This window comes from Streptomyces sp. NPDC086519 (assembly GCF_040686075.1).
GTDB classification, from domain to species: Bacteria; Actinomycetota; Actinomycetes; order Streptomycetales; family Streptomycetaceae; genus Streptomyces; species Streptomyces shenzhenensis.
On record NZ_JBFBJL010000120.1, the window covers coordinates 1 to 14,507 of the forward strand.

At 68.7% G+C, this 14,507-nt stretch carries 23 protein-coding genes; 2 read left to right on the top strand and 21 right to left on the bottom strand.

The window, feature by feature from the left end:
- Window positions 1-30 precede the first annotated feature (30 nt).
- From AB0P24_RS46525 to AB0P24_RS46560, 8 genes are all read right to left on the bottom strand, one after another.
- On the bottom strand, window positions 31-1,149 hold the full coding sequence (locus AB0P24_RS46525) for a site-specific integrase (protein WP_365805320.1): 1,119 nt from the start codon (window positions 1,147-1,149) through the stop codon (window positions 31-33).
- A gap of 19 nt (window positions 1,150-1,168) precedes the next feature.
- The gene (locus AB0P24_RS46530) at window positions 1,169-1,447 is read right to left on the bottom strand and encodes a hypothetical protein (protein ID WP_365805322.1); all 279 of its coding nucleotides are present in this window, start codon (window positions 1,445-1,447) and stop codon (window positions 1,169-1,171) included.
- A 29-nt stretch (window positions 1,448-1,476) separates the two neighbouring features.
- On the bottom strand, window positions 1,477-1,722 hold the full coding sequence (locus AB0P24_RS46535; protein ID WP_365805324.1) for a hypothetical protein: 246 nt from the start codon (window positions 1,720-1,722) through the stop codon (window positions 1,477-1,479).
- Between the two features lie 44 nt (window positions 1,723-1,766).
- Entirely contained in the window at window positions 1,767-2,195 is a 429-nt protein-coding gene (locus AB0P24_RS46540) for a hypothetical protein (protein WP_365805326.1), read from the bottom strand.
- A gap of 505 nt (window positions 2,196-2,700) precedes the next feature.
- Window positions 2,701-3,333, bottom strand: coding sequence for a hypothetical protein (locus tag AB0P24_RS46545; RefSeq protein ID WP_365805328.1), 633 nt, complete (start codon window positions 3,331-3,333; stop codon window positions 2,701-2,703).
- A gap of 139 nt (window positions 3,334-3,472) precedes the next feature.
- Window positions 3,473-5,074, bottom strand: coding sequence for a phage/plasmid primase, P4 family (locus AB0P24_RS46550; RefSeq protein ID WP_365805330.1), 1,602 nt, complete (start codon window positions 5,072-5,074; stop codon window positions 3,473-3,475).
- Window positions 5,071-5,940, bottom strand: coding sequence for a bifunctional DNA primase/polymerase (locus tag AB0P24_RS46555; RefSeq protein WP_365805332.1), 870 nt, complete (start codon window positions 5,938-5,940; stop codon window positions 5,071-5,073). Before AB0P24_RS46555 ends, AB0P24_RS46550 begins: the two co-directional genes overlap by 4 nt.
- A 241-nt stretch (window positions 5,941-6,181) precedes the next feature.
- Window positions 6,182-6,385, bottom strand: coding sequence for a helix-turn-helix domain-containing protein (locus AB0P24_RS46560; protein WP_365805334.1), 204 nt, complete (start codon window positions 6,383-6,385; stop codon window positions 6,182-6,184).
- Window positions 6,386-6,481: 96 nt separating this feature from the next.
- On the opposite strand from AB0P24_RS46560, the gene AB0P24_RS46565 reads away from it, so the two are divergent.
- Entirely contained in the window at window positions 6,482-6,919 is a 438-nt protein-coding gene (locus AB0P24_RS46565) for a helix-turn-helix transcriptional regulator (protein WP_365805336.1), read from the top strand.
- On the opposite strand, the gene AB0P24_RS46570 is transcribed toward AB0P24_RS46565, so the two are convergent.
- From AB0P24_RS46570 to AB0P24_RS46630, 13 genes are all read right to left on the bottom strand, one after another.
- Window positions 6,900-7,142, bottom strand: a complete 243-nt coding sequence (locus tag AB0P24_RS46570; protein WP_365805338.1) for a hypothetical protein — start codon at window positions 7,140-7,142, stop codon at window positions 6,900-6,902. The genes AB0P24_RS46565 and AB0P24_RS46570 overlap by 20 nt on opposite strands.
- 151 nt (window positions 7,143-7,293) lie before the next feature.
- Complete coding sequence (locus AB0P24_RS46575; RefSeq protein WP_365805340.1) at window positions 7,294-9,417, bottom strand: cell division protein FtsK; 2,124 nt, start codon at window positions 9,415-9,417, stop codon at window positions 7,294-7,296.
- An 87-nt stretch (window positions 9,418-9,504) separates the two neighbouring features.
- Window positions 9,505-9,687 (bottom strand): DUF6257 family protein, encoded by a 183-nt coding sequence (locus AB0P24_RS46580; protein ID WP_365805342.1) that lies wholly within the window; start codon window positions 9,685-9,687, stop codon window positions 9,505-9,507.
- A complete protein-coding gene (locus tag AB0P24_RS46585) occupies window positions 9,687-9,893 on the bottom strand; it encodes a hypothetical protein (protein WP_365805344.1) in 207 nt (68 codons plus the stop codon). The genes AB0P24_RS46580 and AB0P24_RS46585 overlap by 1 nt, the downstream gene beginning before the upstream one ends.
- A gap of 16 nt (window positions 9,894-9,909) precedes the next feature.
- Window positions 9,910-10,344 carry a transcriptional regulator gene (locus tag AB0P24_RS46590; RefSeq protein WP_365805346.1) on the bottom strand — a complete coding sequence of 145 codons (435 nt, stop codon included), beginning with the start codon at window positions 10,342-10,344 and terminating at the stop codon, window positions 9,910-9,912.
- A gap of 25 nt (window positions 10,345-10,369) precedes the next feature.
- Complete coding sequence (locus AB0P24_RS46595) at window positions 10,370-10,711, bottom strand: hypothetical protein (protein ID WP_365805348.1); 342 nt, start codon at window positions 10,709-10,711, stop codon at window positions 10,370-10,372.
- On the bottom strand, window positions 10,708-10,881 hold the full coding sequence (locus AB0P24_RS46600) for a hypothetical protein (protein ID WP_365805350.1): 174 nt from the start codon (window positions 10,879-10,881) through the stop codon (window positions 10,708-10,710). The genes AB0P24_RS46595 and AB0P24_RS46600 overlap by 4 nt, the downstream gene beginning before the upstream one ends.
- Window positions 10,878-11,690 (bottom strand): hypothetical protein, encoded by an 813-nt coding sequence (locus AB0P24_RS46605; protein ID WP_365805352.1) that lies wholly within the window; start codon window positions 11,688-11,690, stop codon window positions 10,878-10,880. Before AB0P24_RS46605 ends, AB0P24_RS46600 begins: the two co-directional genes overlap by 4 nt.
- Complete coding sequence (locus AB0P24_RS46610) at window positions 11,687-11,869, bottom strand: hypothetical protein (protein ID WP_365805354.1); 183 nt, start codon at window positions 11,867-11,869, stop codon at window positions 11,687-11,689. The genes AB0P24_RS46605 and AB0P24_RS46610 overlap by 4 nt, the downstream gene beginning before the upstream one ends.
- Before the next feature lie 211 nt (window positions 11,870-12,080).
- Window positions 12,081-12,395 (bottom strand): hypothetical protein, encoded by a 315-nt coding sequence (locus AB0P24_RS46615; RefSeq protein WP_365805356.1) that lies wholly within the window; start codon window positions 12,393-12,395, stop codon window positions 12,081-12,083.
- On the bottom strand, window positions 12,392-12,547 hold the full coding sequence (locus AB0P24_RS46620; protein ID WP_365805358.1) for a hypothetical protein: 156 nt from the start codon (window positions 12,545-12,547) through the stop codon (window positions 12,392-12,394). The genes AB0P24_RS46615 and AB0P24_RS46620 overlap by 4 nt, the downstream gene beginning before the upstream one ends.
- Entirely contained in the window at window positions 12,547-13,074 is a 528-nt protein-coding gene (locus tag AB0P24_RS46625) for a hypothetical protein (protein ID WP_365805360.1), read from the bottom strand. Before AB0P24_RS46625 ends, AB0P24_RS46620 begins: the two co-directional genes overlap by 1 nt.
- Window positions 13,071-13,319: a helix-turn-helix domain-containing protein gene (locus AB0P24_RS46630; RefSeq protein ID WP_365805362.1), complete on the bottom strand. Its 249-nt coding sequence runs from the start codon at window positions 13,317-13,319 to the stop codon at window positions 13,071-13,073. Before AB0P24_RS46630 ends, AB0P24_RS46625 begins: the two co-directional genes overlap by 4 nt.
- 195 nt (window positions 13,320-13,514) lie before the next feature.
- On the opposite strand from AB0P24_RS46630, the gene AB0P24_RS46635 reads away from it, so the two are divergent.
- Entirely contained in the window at window positions 13,515-14,252 is a 738-nt protein-coding gene (locus AB0P24_RS46635) for a GntR family transcriptional regulator (RefSeq protein WP_365805364.1), read from the top strand.
- Window positions 14,253-14,507 lie beyond the last annotated feature (255 nt).

The window sequence follows — 14,507 nt, forward strand, 5'->3', positions numbered from 1 at the left end:
GAGTTCGAGCTGTACTTCGACGTGTAAAGATCAACAGGGCTCTACGCTGGACGGACCCTGTGCGGACTCATCGACAGTCCGCACAGGGTCCGCAGCATTGTTGATCAAGGGCCCCATGGCCTTGCCGACGGCGGCCCTGGTCGACTGGTCAGAGTCGGGCCAGAGGTGACCGTATGTGTTCAGCGTCGTCGTGGCCTTCGAGTGCCGCAGCCTCTGCTGCACGACCTTCACGTCTGCGCCGGACGCGATGAGCATGGACGCGTAGTAGTGCCGAAGATCGTGGAACCGGAACTCCGGCGACAGCCCCGGCACCTGCCTGCGGATCCGGCGCATGTGCCGCTCGACCTTCCACGGCCCCAGCTGCGCGCCGCCGTCGTCGAGCAGGAGCCATCCGTCCGTGCGGCCGTCGATGAGCCGCTTCAGCTCACCAGCGAAGACGTCCGGGATCGGCACGGCCGCGACGCTCGACTCCGTCTTCAGCGGCTCCGCCGGGTACTGCACCGTCGGCGTGACCGTCATCCCGTCGATGTCGACGTCGGCCAGGCGCAGCCCGCACGCCTCGGCAACGCGCAGGCCTGCGAACGCCCCCAGCAGGATTGCCGGCCGGTACTTCTCCTCTGCCGTCTCGTACAGCTGCCACAGCTGCGCGTCCGTGCAGACGTAGGGACGCTGCTTGCCGCCGCCCGGCGACGTCTCCCGCGAGCACGGATTGACCGTGAGCTTCTTCGCCCGTACCGCGGCCCGCATCACCTGCGACAGACGACTGTGCAGAGCGAACCGGTACGACTGGGAGGCGCCGTCCCGGAGCAGCCGGGCCATCCACCGCTTCACCGCCATCTCGTCGACCGCCATGAGCGGCAGCGGCCCGAACTCCTTGCGGATCTGCGCCAGGTGCACCTTCGCCTGCCGCACCGTCGACTCGCGCTTCGCATAGGACTCGATCCACAGGTCGCACCACTGGTCGACCGTGACCTTCTTCTCCTTCGGGTCGACATAGGTGTGCGTCACCAGCGCGGCCGTCACCTCGTCGAGCCAGCGTTCCCCGTCGACCTTCCGGTCGAAGTGCCGGGCGTGCTCCTTGCCCGCCAGGTCCCGGTACCGGGCCCGCCACTTCCCGTTCGGCCTCTTCTTGATGCTCTTGCTCGCCACCTTCGGTCCTCTCTCTGACTCAGTGTGTTCGGATGCGCCGGCCGCGGGATTCCACCGGGGCCTCATTGGTACGCCGATGCGGGCCGCCGATCGGCGTCAGGACTCCCGTGTACGGGATCGGGTCCGGCAAGGGCCGCTCCGGCGGCAGCAGCACCAGCTCGCCCGCCAGCCACGCATCCTTCGCGGCCTGCCAGTCCCCCAGCCCGAGGTACCACTCGACGTAGGACGGATCCGGGTGGTCGGCCGGGGCTGGCGGGCGCCACTCGCGCCAGTCGAACCGAGCGAGACAGTCGGGCATCTGGGCAAGGCTCCGGTGCCTCCGACGGCTCACGACGGCCACCGCACCTCGGACGTGCCGAACGTCAACCGCACCCAGGCGATCGGAGGCCGCGGCGTCCCCAGGGTGTCGCGGCCGTCGACGTAGCGGCGCACCTTGTGATCCCGCATCCAATCCCGCCGCTCCGCCAGGTACGCCCGCCATACCGCCATGGCGGCCCCCAACGTGTCGTCCGGCCGGGCCTCGAGGTGTTCCTCCGCCAGCTGCCGGTACCGGTCCGGCTGCATCTCCGACACGTGCAACGGCATCTCATCCAGCGCCGAACGGCGCCTCGGCCGGCTCACGACGCATCCCCCTGCTTCGGCGGCCAGATCGGGCGGACCGGAGCCAGGGAGCGCGCCCCGTGATGCCGGGCCAGCGCAGCCTTACGCCCCCGCTGCGACGGTGTCAGCCGCTCCTGCTCGTCCTCGCCCGGACGTGTCGCCCCCAGCTGCCGCAGCACTCGCGACAACGCCAGACGATGCCCGCGAATCTCACGGATCAACGGGTTGGCGACCGGCTGCCCGCGCGAACCCTTCGACAGCATCGCCGAGTTGGCCAGGAGCACGCCCATCTCGTCCAGCTCGTCCGCCAGACGACACGCCTCTTCCAACAACAGCAGCTCGTCGGGGTCCATTTCGAGGTCCGCGAGCGTGTCCGTCCACAGCCTCAGACCACGCTCCCCGAGCCCTTCAGGGGCCGGCGGAGGGGTGTTCTCGTCGTCTGCCATAGCCTGGCCTCCCTGGTAAATCCAACGTTTCTGCGATGCAGCGACTGGCAGCAGGTATACGGTCCCGGTCCCTGGAGGGCCGCCGGGGGCCCTAACCCCCCACCCCTGGGTGGGGCATGGGATGGTGGCGTCCGGCGTCTGGCGGGTCGCCTGGTGCCCTGGTGTGGCCGTGTCGGGTGTGTCGTCCCGTCGCCTTGATGCTGTTGTTGATGTTGTTCTGATCGTTGATCAACAACTGAATTGATCTTTGCTTTCGATCTTCGTTGTTTGATCTTTGATGTTTTGATCTTTGTCTTGTCTCTGCCCTTGCCCCTGCCCCCCGGTGGGGGGTGGGGGTAGGGGTGCGGTCCGGCCGGAGGCTGAAGGGTCCGGCCGGACCGCGGTCGACGCTGGTGATCGCGTGCAGTCGCCCCTGGAGGAATGAGACTGCTCGTCACCATCGGTTCGCGGAAGCGTCTTCGGTGTCACTCCTGCGATGCCGTTCACGCCGAGTCTTGGGTTCACCTCATGCGGCTTGCGGTCCGTCGCCGTAGACCCCGAGGTCGGAGCCTGCGATGGCGTCGATCTGGTGGTCCTGGTAGGCGTCGATCTCCCTCGGCTTCGGGAGGATGTAGGTGAAGTCGAGTCCGCTGCTCGGGTCGGCGAGTTCGGCGAGTTCCTGGTAGGCCTTGGCCCTGCGGTCGTTGCCCTGCACGTAGCTGGCGACGATGGGCTGCCATGCCTGGCCGACGATGGGCTGTGAGGCGAGGTCGGCTGCTCGGGCTGCGATGGCCTTGGCGTAGTCGGTGTCGCCGTCTCGCTGTGCTCGCTGGAAGGCTGCGTGTGCTTCGCGGGGGTCGGTGAGCTGTGCTGCCTTCTCTCGTGCGTCCCTCGCGCTGAGTGCGTTGTATCCGCTGCTGTCGTCCCCGCCGAACAGCTGGCGTTCGAGGAGGGCGCGCTGCCGGCGGTAGCGGTCGGCGTCGGACTGCTGGGCGCGGGCGAGTCCGTCGCGGGCGGCACGGTAGGCGCGGGCGATGGCGACCTCTCGGGCCTGGGGGGTGAGGTCTTGGCGGGCGCGGACGTTGTCGAGGCCGCGCTGGAAGGTGGCGCGCAGCTGCTCAACGGGGGTGTTGAACGCCTGCTGGTAGGGGGTGCTCATGACGTCTCCTGGGCGTACTTGTCTCGGTGGGTTCGGGTGGCGCGACGGGGGCTGCAGGTTGAGCAGACGGCGCGGTTCCCGGCGTACCGCTGGCAGAGGCGGCAGATGCGGCCGCTCCTCTTCTTGCCCTGCTTGCGGCTCACGCGGCCTCACATCCCGGGTGCCTGGTCTGTCCGGGTTCCAGGGGTTCGAAGGGGAAGCCACAGCCCGCACACTTCGGGCTGTTCTCATGCTGAGCCCACAATGGGCTGAGTCCCGTCTCAGCCCGTCTCAGCGACTCAGAGCCCGGCTTGAGACGGGTTGAGTCGGGACTCTGGCCATTGTGGGTCGTACTCTTCAGGGCGATTCCGGAGTAGGTCGGGATCTGCCTGCCGGAGTCGTCGCGGGGCCGTGTTCGTTTCGCCTGCGGTACGACCGACTGCAGGTTGCGGCCGAGCATGGCCTTGGATCCGGGACGGATGCCCTGATCTTCGGCCCACTCCTTCCAGGCGTCCCACAGCTCATCGACGGTGACTTCGCACGTGGGGCCCTTGTCGCAGCACTCCCGGACGAAGGCGGACGTCGGCGACGCGGTGTCCTGCATCGTCGTGACGGCGTCGGCTGAGCCGGGGGGCTCTGTGATGTGGCCGTTCTTCTCCAGGCGGGCGAGCCCGTCCAGTGCCCAGTTCAGGATGCCGGGCATCTCCGCGGCGAGCTTGTCGGTGAGGTCGGTGTCTTCCCGGCCGAGCCAAGAGACCTGCATGTTGAGGACGATGAACCGGCGGGCGATCACCCCGGAGGCGTCGCCGAAGTTGGGCAGCTCGTTGGACAGGATCATCAGACGGGTCGGCATCTTGCCCGTCCACGGGTCCTTGAACTTGCGGTCGACGTCGATGGTGTCCTCACCGGAGATGGTGAGCAGCCGCTCGACGACCTGGTGCCCGTCCTTCCCGGCGAGCCGCGCGTCAGAGATGACCGCCAGGGACTTCCCCAGCAAGGGCGACAGACCGAAGTTGGTGGCCAGGCCGGCGAGCGTCGGACCGGCCATGTTCCCCTTGCCGACCAGGTTCGTCAGGATCCGCGCGATCGTTCCCTTGCCGGACCGGGTAGGGCCGACGATGAGCACGATCTTCTGCTGGTCGGTGCGCCCGGACAGGACGTAACCGAACCACTCCTGCAGGGCGGCGATGGACTCAGGGCTGTCAGGCCAGACCCCGGCGAGGAACTGTTCCCACGTCGGGGCGGTCGCCTCGGGGTCGTAGTCGAACGGCACCGACACGAGGTTGAAGAACCCTGGGGTGAGCGGCATCAACTCGCGGTCGGCGACCCTCAACAGGCCGTTGGTGCAGGCCACGATCGGGCTTTCGGTTCCGTGCGTATTAGAAGTGTCAGAGTCCCGACTCAGCCCGTCTCGGGTGATCCACTGCGGGGCATCGACGGACGGCCGCAGGTGGGTGACGGCAGAGATCGCCTCCATCAGGTCGGAAATCTTCCGCTTGGTGGGAGCCCAGCTCCGCACCTGCTCCTCGCCCTTGGGCGTGATGTAAATGAACAGGGCGTGCTCCAGCTTCTTGTACAGCGACGCCCGTACTTCCTGGTCGTCCATCTCGCGCCAGTACGAGCCCTCCCAGCGCATCCACGTACCGCGCCAGTACCGGCGCGTCAGCAGGCCTGTAGCGTCGTGATGCCAGGCGGGCGCCAGCTCGCGAGCCACGGCCATCGGGTTCGTGGGCGGTGGCATCGTCCGTTCGTCGTCGGTCACGCCGCCACCCCCCGCCCTGCAGATGCGACCGTGCGGGCAGCCTCACCCGCACCCAGGCCGACCCGGATAGCCGCTTCGACGAGCGGGCCCTCAACGTCGCTGGCCGCGACATGTCCGTCCCTCACGTGCTCCCACGCTTTCGCTGCAGCCCAGTAGAGACGGTCGTTGCGGTTGCCTTCGGTGGAGTTGAGGACGACCCGCACGAGCCCGTCCAGGGCCCGACTGACGCCGTTGACGGGCATAGCCGCACGGGGCCGGTTGGACTGCGGCCGGGACGCGGGCGGCAGCATGAGCGTGAGCAGCTGCTCGGGGATCGGCTGGGGCTCGATGTAGCCGGTCTTGGGGTGCAGGATGTATTCGCCTTTGCGGCCGATGGAGCCGGGGCCGACGAGGTATCCGCGGCTGCTGCGGACGTCGATGCCGGGGCCGACCTTGCCGACGCTGTTGGGGACGATCGTGCCGCCGGGTACGGCCAGCCACAGGTGGAAGCCGCCGGAGGGGGTGCACACAGTGGTGGTGCGGGGCACGTCGAAGCCGTGGCGGCCGGCGAGCCGGTTGAGGGTGGCGACCCCGTCGACGCCTTCCTTGCGGTCGAGGTCGAGGCCGACGAGCCGGGCGCCGCAGCGGATGCCGTAGCCGACAGCTTTGGGGGCCTGGTCGAACAGCCAGCGGATCAGCTCGGGGTCGCTGGTGGCGTCGCCGACTCCGTGCCCGGGTGCTCCGCACTGGTGCATGCCCTGGCAGTTGTGTCCCTTGTCGTGCGGGGACTTGATGATCGGCGTCTTATTGATCGAGAGGGGGAACACCTCGTATCCCCACTCGATGGCGTGCAGCGCCGCGGCGAGCGCGTTGTCGTGGTTGCTCACGCTGCCCCCTTGTTGGCGAACTCCAGCCGGTAGTGGGCGCCACATGGGGCGTCCTTCTCGCCGAGCCCGACGTGCCGATGCCAGTCACGGCACTGCGGGCAGCGGGCAGCGAACTCTGTACGGCCGGACGTCTGCACGGGTACCGGGCGAGCGATGAGCTGTGGCACGATGGGTTTTGCGCCCGCCGCGCACTTTTCCTGAGAAGGGGCCGTGTCCACCGGCCCCTTCTCTGCGTTCCTGGTCATGCTGCGGCGCCTCCGGCCTGCTCCGTGTCCCACTTGTCGAGGACGTCCGGGTCGTAGAGGACGCGTCGGCCGCGCTTGACGCCCTCGGGGATGTAGCCGATGTGCCGCCAGTACCGGACAGTGCCGGGGCTCGTGCGGTAACGGCGGGCCACCTCTTCGGTTGTCAGGTACTTCTCGATCTTGTCGGCGAGAGATCCCATGATCTTCCTTCTTCTCGTGAAGCAGTCTGCTTCACGTAGCGATGGCTGGAAGGTACCACTGTTGAAGTCGTGAGGGGAAGTCGCTACTTTCACCTCATGAAGTTTGATGGCGTTGGAGAGTCATTCGGTGCGCTGGTGCGCACGGCACGGGAGAACCGCCAGTGGACGCAGGCGGACTTGGCCAAGCGCCTCGGTTCCCTGCTCGGCAGGGAGGTGAATCCGCTTGCGATCACGCGGACTGAGGCCGGTAAGCGGCCGGTGCCCCTCGACGAGGTGGCGGCGCTCGCGCAACTGCTCAATCTGGAGTTGGACCCGCTACTGAATCCGCCGCGGGTCCAAGGCTCCGCTCACGATCTGAAGAAGCGCGCGGCTGAGCTGCGCGACGAGCTCGACCAAGGGCATCAGCAGGAAGTGCAGTTGATGGCCGCTTACGCATCTGCGAGCCAGCAGCTGCGCGCGGTCCGCACCCGGAAGGACGAGCTTGAGCGCGAACTGCAAGCCGTCGAGCGAGCCATCAAGGCTGCGGACGACTAGGAGCGGTTCCTGCATCGCGGGTGCGGCGCCAGTAGTTGTGCAGGCGCCGGCCGACCCGCAGCCGGAGCAGCTTGCCGTGGCAGCGCGGGCACATCCGGGGCTTCCCGAACCGTTCCACCGCGCCGAGGCCGCGGCACTTCCGGCACGGCGCGAACGGCTTGGCCCAGCACAGCACGGCGTATCCGCCAGCCCACAGGAACCCTGCGGCCATAGCAGTCAGCATGAGGTCTTCCTCCCTCCGATCCGGGCGATTCCCGGGGTTTCAGGGGCACCCCCGCTAGACGCTAGTTGCCTGGTCAGGGGCTTGATTCGTTGCTAGTGGGGCCGCTAGATCTAGCGTTTCGGGCTGCTAGATCTAGCGGCCGTGATCGGGGCTAGGCGGCGGCCCGGTCGGCGTCGCGGCGGGCGATGGCGGCGACCAGGTCGGCACGCTTGATGCCGCGCCGGTTCTTGCCCTCGCCAGCGTCGTCGTTGCCCCAGACCTGGTCGGTGCGCACACCCCACGGCTTGAGTGCGGCCGTGACGTTCTCGCCCTTCCATTCGCCGTACACGTCGGGGCGCATCTCGGCGAGGCGTGCGGCGATCCGCTCGCACCACACGGCTTTCTCGTCGATACCGACGGACTTGAGGGTGTCGCCGAGGATGTCGAGGCCGGCGGTCAGCGCAGGTCCCTCGCCGAGGGCGTGACCGGTGATGTTCCCGTACTCCTCGCGCATCTTCCGGGCTCGGGTGACGACGAGTTCGGCCTTGGGGGCGTCGACGAATGCGGACGCCACGATGCGCGGGTCGTCGCCCTCGCCGGCCATGTAGCAGATGCCGAGGTCGCGGCGGCTGAACATGGTCGCGCGGATGCCGCTCTTGTACATGCCGGTGCCGAGAACCATGTCGTTGGCCTGGTGGTTCATCACCTTCAGGCAGAACCGCAGAATGGCGTTGGCGCTGATCCCGGTGGGCAGCGACTTGGAGTCAGGCCGCTGGGTGGCGAACATGCCGATGATGCCCAGCGCCGGACCCCTCTTGGTGATATCGGTGCAGATGGACTCGATCTCAGCGCCGTACTTCTCGTGCTCGAAGACGACCTGGCACTCGTCGATGCCGATGGCGATCGGGTGCAGGCCGAGGCTCTTGTCGTTGGCGAGCGCGGCCGTGACCTTCGACTCCGGGCAGCGGGACCGCGGCAGCGACTTGATGACCTTCGCCCGGCGTCGCAGCTCCTCCTTGATCTCGCGGAGGGCGTGAAGGATGTACTCGATGTCCTCGTCTTCCTCGCCGGCCCGGTAGCGGTGGCAGACGGGTTCGAGGGCGCCGAGGTCTCCGGTTCCCTTCAGGTCGAACGCGAGCAGCCAGGCTCGCGGGTCGAGGGCGCAGATCAGCAGCAGCAGGCGCAGCAGGAACGTCTTGCCCATGCGGGGTACGGAGCCGATGACGATCGCGGCGAACATGAGGGTGACCTCGACCCAGCGCATCCGCTGGTCGTTGCCGAACACGATCGGCTTGAACAGGTCGACCTGCCCGTCCTTCAGCAGCGGCCATGCGGGCTTGCTGGTTTCGTTCATCGGCCGGTCGCCGACCCAGAGCACCAGGCGGCCTTCGTGCTCGTTCTCGTCGCCGGACGGCCACACGCAGCCCACCTTGCGGCGCAGGCCCGACGCCAGGGCCTCCCGCTTCTCCATGACGTCGTCGGGGGTGACGCCGTAGGGAAGGTCGAGGTCGGCGCGGTAGCCGGGGCCGTCGCGGGTGATCTCCGAGGTGAACCGCATGCCGTCCATGTCGCCGCCGCGCTTGATGGCGGCGCTGATCTTCGGGTTGCCGATGGCGTCGAGGGCGCGCAGCACGATCGTGCCCGTCAGCTTCTGCAGCTCGGTGCGCATCACGGCGGGCCCGATGACCGGGGCGTCCGGCTGCTGGCCGAAGTAGCCCATGGTGAGGACCCCGCCGGCGGCGAAGACGTACAGGAACTCGGGGGCGAGGACGTACAGCCACAGGGCGAACCCGAGGCCGAACACCGCGGCAACGACGGTGACCAGGCCGCGCAGCCGAACGCGGTTGCCGCGCAGCCGGGCCAGGCGCATGTACTCCTCGACGTCCTCGGTGCGGACGGCGAAGTCCCGCAAGGGAGCAGCCTCCCGGTCCCACACCCACCGGTTGGTGGTCGCGATGAAGCGGCATGCGCCGCGCGGCGCCATCATCGCCAGCTGCAGGGAGTACCAGGGTGCCCGTACCCCGTGGTACATCGACGCGTACCCGAGACGGGTCGCGGCGTGCTTTGCGGCTGCCTCGAACTCGGTCCGGTCCCTTACCCAGGCGGGCAGGATCGGCTTCCGCTTCTCGTCGGTGGCGTCCGGTGCGGGCAGGTTCGGGTTGTCGACGGGTACGGGCGTACTCGGTGTACCCGGCTCGTCGGGTACGGCAGGTACGGGTGTACCCGGCTCGTCGGGTACGGCAGGTACGGGTGTACCCGGCTCGTCGGTTTTGGTGAGTGCGACGGTGTCCGTCACGATGGTTCCTCCGGTCGTTCTGATGGGCGGTCCGGGACACGGGGCGCCCGGGTGTACCTGGCCGGGTACGGGCGCCCCGTGGCGTACTCAGGGCTTCTTGGTCTTGCGGCGGCGGGCCTGGTTCTCGATGCGTTCGACGCGCGCCTGAAGGTCGCTCAGGTCGACGTCCGGTCCGGCCACGCCACGCTTGGCCATCCGGGCTGTGAGGCCCGCGATGCGCATCCGCTCGCCGACCGTGAAGTCCGAGAAGCTCAGGTCATCGGCGGCCATCAGTCCTGAGCCTCCGTCTCGGGCAGGGCGGCGGCGATGCAGGTGTGGGTGCGGGCGATGTCGCTCCACAGGGCGCCGGCCGCGGCGAGCGGTGCCGTCCTGTGCGGGTAGTCGGGGTTGGTGGCGTACCGCTCGGCGTCGGCGGCGAGCCGTTCGGCACGGGTCACGGCGGCGGCGGCCAACTTGAGGTGCTGTTCGCGGGTCATGTCGATTCCCTTCGGGTCAGTGGTCGCGGACGGCGATGAAGGCGGCGATGCCCTCGACGAGGTGATGCGTGGCCTGGTCAAGCAGGTACGCGCCCCCGAGGGGGCCGCCGAGCTCGTAGAACGCCCCCTTGCCGAGGGCCTCGGCGGCACGGCGGACGGGCCAACGCCGGTCGATCAGGTAGTGCGTGGCACCGGACAGGGCGAGCGCTGCGGCCATGCTGCGACCGCGGAGGCCGAGGCCGAGGAGCCGGTTTCCGACTAGGAGCGCAGCAGCCTGCGTGGCGGTGTAGGTGGCGACGTGTCCGGCGAGGGCGACGTGCCCCTCACGGCCGGGCTTGGCCTTGTGCTGGGCCTGGTGGTCGCTCTGGACCCAGTGGTCGGCGGTGTCGGCGGCGATGCGCAGCAGCGCGTACACGGCCGGGTAGGCGGCGGCGCGGGAAAGCTGGCTCATCTGTGGAACTCCTTCCGGTTCGGGGCTACTTGCCGCCGTTGAGGTCGCGCCACATTGAGCGCAGGATCATCAGGCAGGCCGTGGCGCAGGTGCCGCCGACGGCGACCGCGACAGCCACCAGGGCGAGGGCGGCGGCGAACAGCGAGCCAACCAGGCCGACGGAGACGACGACCCCGCCGATCACCACCCACTTCCGGGCGTCGAACGGCTTCTGCGGGGCGGCCGGCTGAGTGTTCTGCGTCTGCATCGCCTGCAGGCCCTGGGCGACCGCTTGGGCGATGACCGCGGCCCGCATGACCTCCAGCCGCTCCGTCTCCGACGCGGCCTCCGTGGCGGCATCGATGGCCTTTTGCAGGGCGTCGCTCATCGCGCCCACCTCCGCAGCTGCGGCAGGCGCAGGCCCGCAGCGATACCGGCCCCGAACGCGACCAGGACGGGCTTGCCCAGCAGCCAGACGGCGACGACTGCGACCAGCGTGAGCAGGGCCGGGTACAGCATCAGCAGGGCGAGCAGCCCGCCCACCAGAATCCACTTCACGAGGGCACCCCCATCAGTTCGTTACGGATGCGCTGGGCGCGCGGCTGACCGATGCTGTACGTCTCTTTCAGGCGGCGCACACCCGGCACCTGGTCGCCGAAGTCGGCCCGTACCTGCGGGATCAGCGGATCCGGGTACACCGGCTCCTCGTCCGGCCCGCCCGGATCGCCGGACTCGTCGGCGTAGGTGCCGTCGACGGTCCAGTCGGGTACGTCTCCGACCCGTACCTCGACGCGGGTGCGCGGGGGCTCGGCGGCGAGTACGGGCGCCGGGGTTTCGTTTCGGATTTCGTTTCGGAGGGCCCGGTTCAGCTCCCCGGGGCACTCGAACACCGGCAGCAGCCGGGCGCCCGCAGGTACGGCCTCGGGTACGGCAGGTACAGGTTCCGGAAGCGCCGGGTACGGCTCCGGTTCGACCGGGGTACGGACTACCTCGTGTCCCTCGGCGGTCTCGGGAAGGTTGACCCGCACGATCTGCGGGTCAACCGCGTCCTCGATGCGCAGGGCGTGCACTCGCCACAGCACCAGCGGGGCAATGGCGGACACGGCGACGACGAGCGGCACGTTCACCGGCAGCAGGCCGGCGGTCACCAGGTGACTGGCAGCGTTCACGCCGATCATCGCAACGACCGCGGCGAGAACGTCCTTGTGGGCGCGCATCGCCCGCACCGTGTAGATGTCCAGGGCGCCCGGCACCGCGCCGGCCACCCACTGGTTGAAACCGACCTGTCGGGCCAGCTCGTACTCAGCCGACGCGGTGGCGACGAGGGCCGCCGCGAGGGCGGCCCACTTCAGCACATCGTTCTTCACGACACGCTCCTCAGATGCCGGACCGGGCCGGCGGTGGAGTCGACGGCGACGAACCCGGTAGCGAGACGGATGTGCGTCTCCGGGTCGATCACGGCGACCATCAGGTACGGCCCCGTACCGCCGTCGAAGTCGGCGACGGTACGGACGACCTGGTGCGCTTTGGCTTCCGCCGCACGCATGCGGTCAAGGTCGTTGTTCATTCGCCAACCCCCGGCTCGGAGGCCCGTACGACACGGTGAGCGGCCAGGCACACGCCCTCGCGGTCGCGGCGGTCGTTGGCGTCGAGCAGGGCGGCCATCAAGGCCGGGACGGACGGGGCAGGGCGGGACGACCGGGCGAGGCTGCGCAATGCGGCGTGCTCGGTCGGGCGCCGGACGGGCCAGCAGGCGGTCACTGGTCCTCCCCGGCGGGCAGGGCGACGGCCTCGGACCACGTCTTTCCCTCGGCGAGCGCGGCGTGCGCCTGGGCGACGGTGACGTACCCGGTCGCCGGGTGAAGCGTCAGCTGCTCGCGCAGGTAGGCGGTGGTCCACTCGATGCCCATGAGCGGCTTGTCGTCGAGGACGGAGCGCAGGGCGACCACGACGTGCGTGGCGCGGTCGTTGCGGATCCGGCTGTACACCTCGTCACCGCCGACGGTGGCGGGGTGCGGGATGTCGAGGGCCTCCAGGACCGCGGCGAGCAGGTCGCGGACGTCGTCGTTCATGCCGCGCCCCCATAGACGCGGAAGCGGCGACGCTTGGCGGACGGCTTGACCGGCACGGTGCGAGGTTCCAGGGTCCAGCTCTGCAGCGCGCGGGCCAGGTTGGGTGCGGGCTCGACGCGGACCGTGGAGACGTTACGGTTACGGCGCGGCATCAGAGTGCACCCCGCTCGTTACGGGCGGCCTGCTGCTTGTACTGCTCGCGGACCTCGAGCAGGCGGCGGTGCGTCTGGCGCATCCGCTCCACGCGGGCGGCCAGGGTGTTGATGACCGTCTCCAGGCCGTCCGGGTCGAGGCCGTCGATGAAGTGGTCGTCGACCAGCTCGACCACCGCGAACGGCAGCCGCTCCGACACCTTCCCGGACCACGGCTCGACCTTGATGACCGTCGACAGGACCCGGAACTCTTCCGGGCTGCCGTTCTCGGTGACCGGCAGCGTCAGGGAGTCGTCCCAGAACCAGCACCACACGTCCTCGGGGAACACCGGGTGCTCGACGTCCTCGACGTGGTTGAGGGTGCAGCCCGCCATGCACGTGTACGTGAAGGGCTGACCGGTGCGGCGGTTGACGAACGTCCACGTCCGCGGCTCGGCCGGCTCCGACTGGTCGGCGGCCGTGGGCTGCTGAGGAATGGCGGGAAGGCTGAGAGCCTGGACGTGCTGGGTGATGGCAGAGTGCGTCACAGCGCCACCGCCAGTTCCGCGGCGGGGATGCCGCGCTCGGCGAGGTACTGCGTGAAGGCGGTACGCGAGACGCGGATCGTGCCGCGGCCCGTACCGACCCGGTAGGACTCCAGCCGACCCGCCTTGATCTCCGCGTACACGGTGGACGGGTCCACGCGGAGAGCGGTGGCGATGTCCTTGACCCGAAGCGGTTCCGCGCTCTCGGGAGCCTGCGCCTGGGCAGGCGAGATAAGCTCAACGTGCATCTGAGACCTCAACTCTTGGATGCGTGGCCTCAGCGGGCACGGTGTTACGAGCACCGTGAACACCCCGTTGGGGCCTTTCGTTTGCATGGCTTGCTGTCCGCTATGTCGCTTGGCGGGCACAGGACTAGGATGTTCTAGAACACCTTCGGAAGTCAAGGAAAGTTCCAGAACATTCTAGAATGGAGGAAGCTTCGGATGGTTCGAGATCTTGAGGGGCTGCCGCCTTACCAGCGCATCGCGGCGCAGATCATCGCCAGGATCGAGAGCGGTGAACTCCAGCCGGGTGATCGCGTCCCCTCGGTGAGTCAGATCATGGAGAGCGAAGGCGTCAGCCGAGCCACGGCCGCACGGGTCCCTGGCGTCCTACGGGCAGAGGGCTACGCAACGGCAACGCCAGGCGTCGGGACCATCGTCACCAGGCCGAAGAAGCTGACTGCGGGCGCCGACCGGCTCGCCAAGCTGCAAGCTGGCACGGCGACCATCGGCGCCGACGAACGCGTCGAGATCCTCGACGTCGTGAGGGAAGCGGCATCCCAGGAAGTCGCCGACGCCCTCGGGTTGGATGCCGGTGCCGAGGTCGGGCGCCGGCGCCGGCGGTACCTCGATGGCGCGGGCGTCGTGACCGTGTCCACCACGTGGATCTCTGGCGACCTCGCCGACCAGACGCCGGAGTTCCTTGAGGCTGCGCCGTTGCCCAAGATGACGTTCGGACTGATTGAGGATCGGACCGGGCGGCGCGTCGCCCGACGCCGGGACACGGTGGCGCTCCGCGAGGTCCCCGAGGACGTCGCCGGGCCGCTGGAAGTCGAAGCGGGCACCCGGACCATCGTCGTGATCAACCACTACTGGGACCAGAACGGCGAACCGACCGAGTACGCCGTCGACTACCTCGGCGCCGGCCGCGAGTTGTCGTCGGAGTACGACCTCGACTGACTGGCGGGCCGCCTGGTGGAGTCGGGCGGAACGCAAAAAAGGGCCCCTCGCCTGGTGGAGTCAGGCAAGGGGCCCCTTCGCGTACAGTGCGACTGTCAGTGACGCTTGCGGTCCGCAATGAGTCCGCAGAACATTCCAACGTTCTTAGCGTTCCCCAACGTGTCCCAACGGTCAAACATGCAGGTCAGCGCGGTTCTAGGTCGTTCCCACAGGTGGCAGAGATCCCGTTAGAGTTCGAGCTGTACTTCGACGTGT

What these genes read in the sequence shown, in the direction of transcription:
- AB0P24_RS46610 (WP_365805354.1), bottom strand. Translation starts at nt 11,869, where the DNA reads ATGCGTGCGGCGGAAGCCAAAGCGCACCAGGTCGTCCGTACCGTCGCC.
- AB0P24_RS46590 (WP_365805346.1), bottom strand. Translation starts at nt 10,344, where the DNA reads ATGAGCCAGCTTTCCCGCGCCGCCGCCTACCCGGCCGTGTACGCGCTG.
- AB0P24_RS46545 (WP_365805328.1), bottom strand. Translation starts at nt 3,333, where the DNA reads ATGAGCACCCCCTACCAGCAGGCGTTCAACACCCCCGTTGAGCAGCTG.
- AB0P24_RS46620 (WP_365805358.1), bottom strand. Translation starts at nt 12,547, where the DNA reads ATGCCGCGCCGTAACCGTAACGTCTCCACGGTCCGCGTCGAGCCCGCA.
- AB0P24_RS46560 (WP_365805334.1), bottom strand. Translation starts at nt 6,385, where the DNA reads ATGGGATCTCTCGCCGACAAGATCGAGAAGTACCTGACAACCGAAGAG.
- AB0P24_RS46630 (WP_365805362.1), bottom strand. Translation starts at nt 13,319, where the DNA reads ATGCACGTTGAGCTTATCTCGCCTGCCCAGGCGCAGGCTCCCGAGAGC.
- AB0P24_RS46570 (WP_365805338.1), bottom strand. Translation starts at nt 7,142, where the DNA reads ATGCTGACTGCTATGGCCGCAGGGTTCCTGTGGGCTGGCGGATACGCC.
- AB0P24_RS46540 (WP_365805326.1), bottom strand. Translation starts at nt 2,195, where the DNA reads ATGGCAGACGACGAGAACACCCCTCCGCCGGCCCCTGAAGGGCTCGGG.
- AB0P24_RS46580 (WP_365805342.1), bottom strand. Translation starts at nt 9,687, where the DNA reads ATGGCCGCCGATGACCTGAGCTTCTCGGACTTCACGGTCGGCGAGCGG.
- AB0P24_RS46615 (WP_365805356.1), bottom strand. Translation starts at nt 12,395, where the DNA reads ATGAACGACGACGTCCGCGACCTGCTCGCCGCGGTCCTGGAGGCCCTC.
- AB0P24_RS46565 (WP_365805336.1), top strand. Translation starts at nt 6,482, where the DNA reads ATGAAGTTTGATGGCGTTGGAGAGTCATTCGGTGCGCTGGTGCGCACG.
- AB0P24_RS46585 (WP_365805344.1), bottom strand. Translation starts at nt 9,893, where the DNA reads ATGACCCGCGAACAGCACCTCAAGTTGGCCGCCGCCGCCGTGACCCGT.
- AB0P24_RS46530 (WP_365805322.1), bottom strand. Translation starts at nt 1,447, where the DNA reads ATGCCCGACTGTCTCGCTCGGTTCGACTGGCGCGAGTGGCGCCCGCCA.
- AB0P24_RS46595 (WP_365805348.1), bottom strand. Translation starts at nt 10,711, where the DNA reads ATGAGCGACGCCCTGCAAAAGGCCATCGATGCCGCCACGGAGGCCGCG.
- AB0P24_RS46635 (WP_365805364.1), top strand. Translation starts at nt 13,515, where the DNA reads ATGGTTCGAGATCTTGAGGGGCTGCCGCCTTACCAGCGCATCGCGGCG.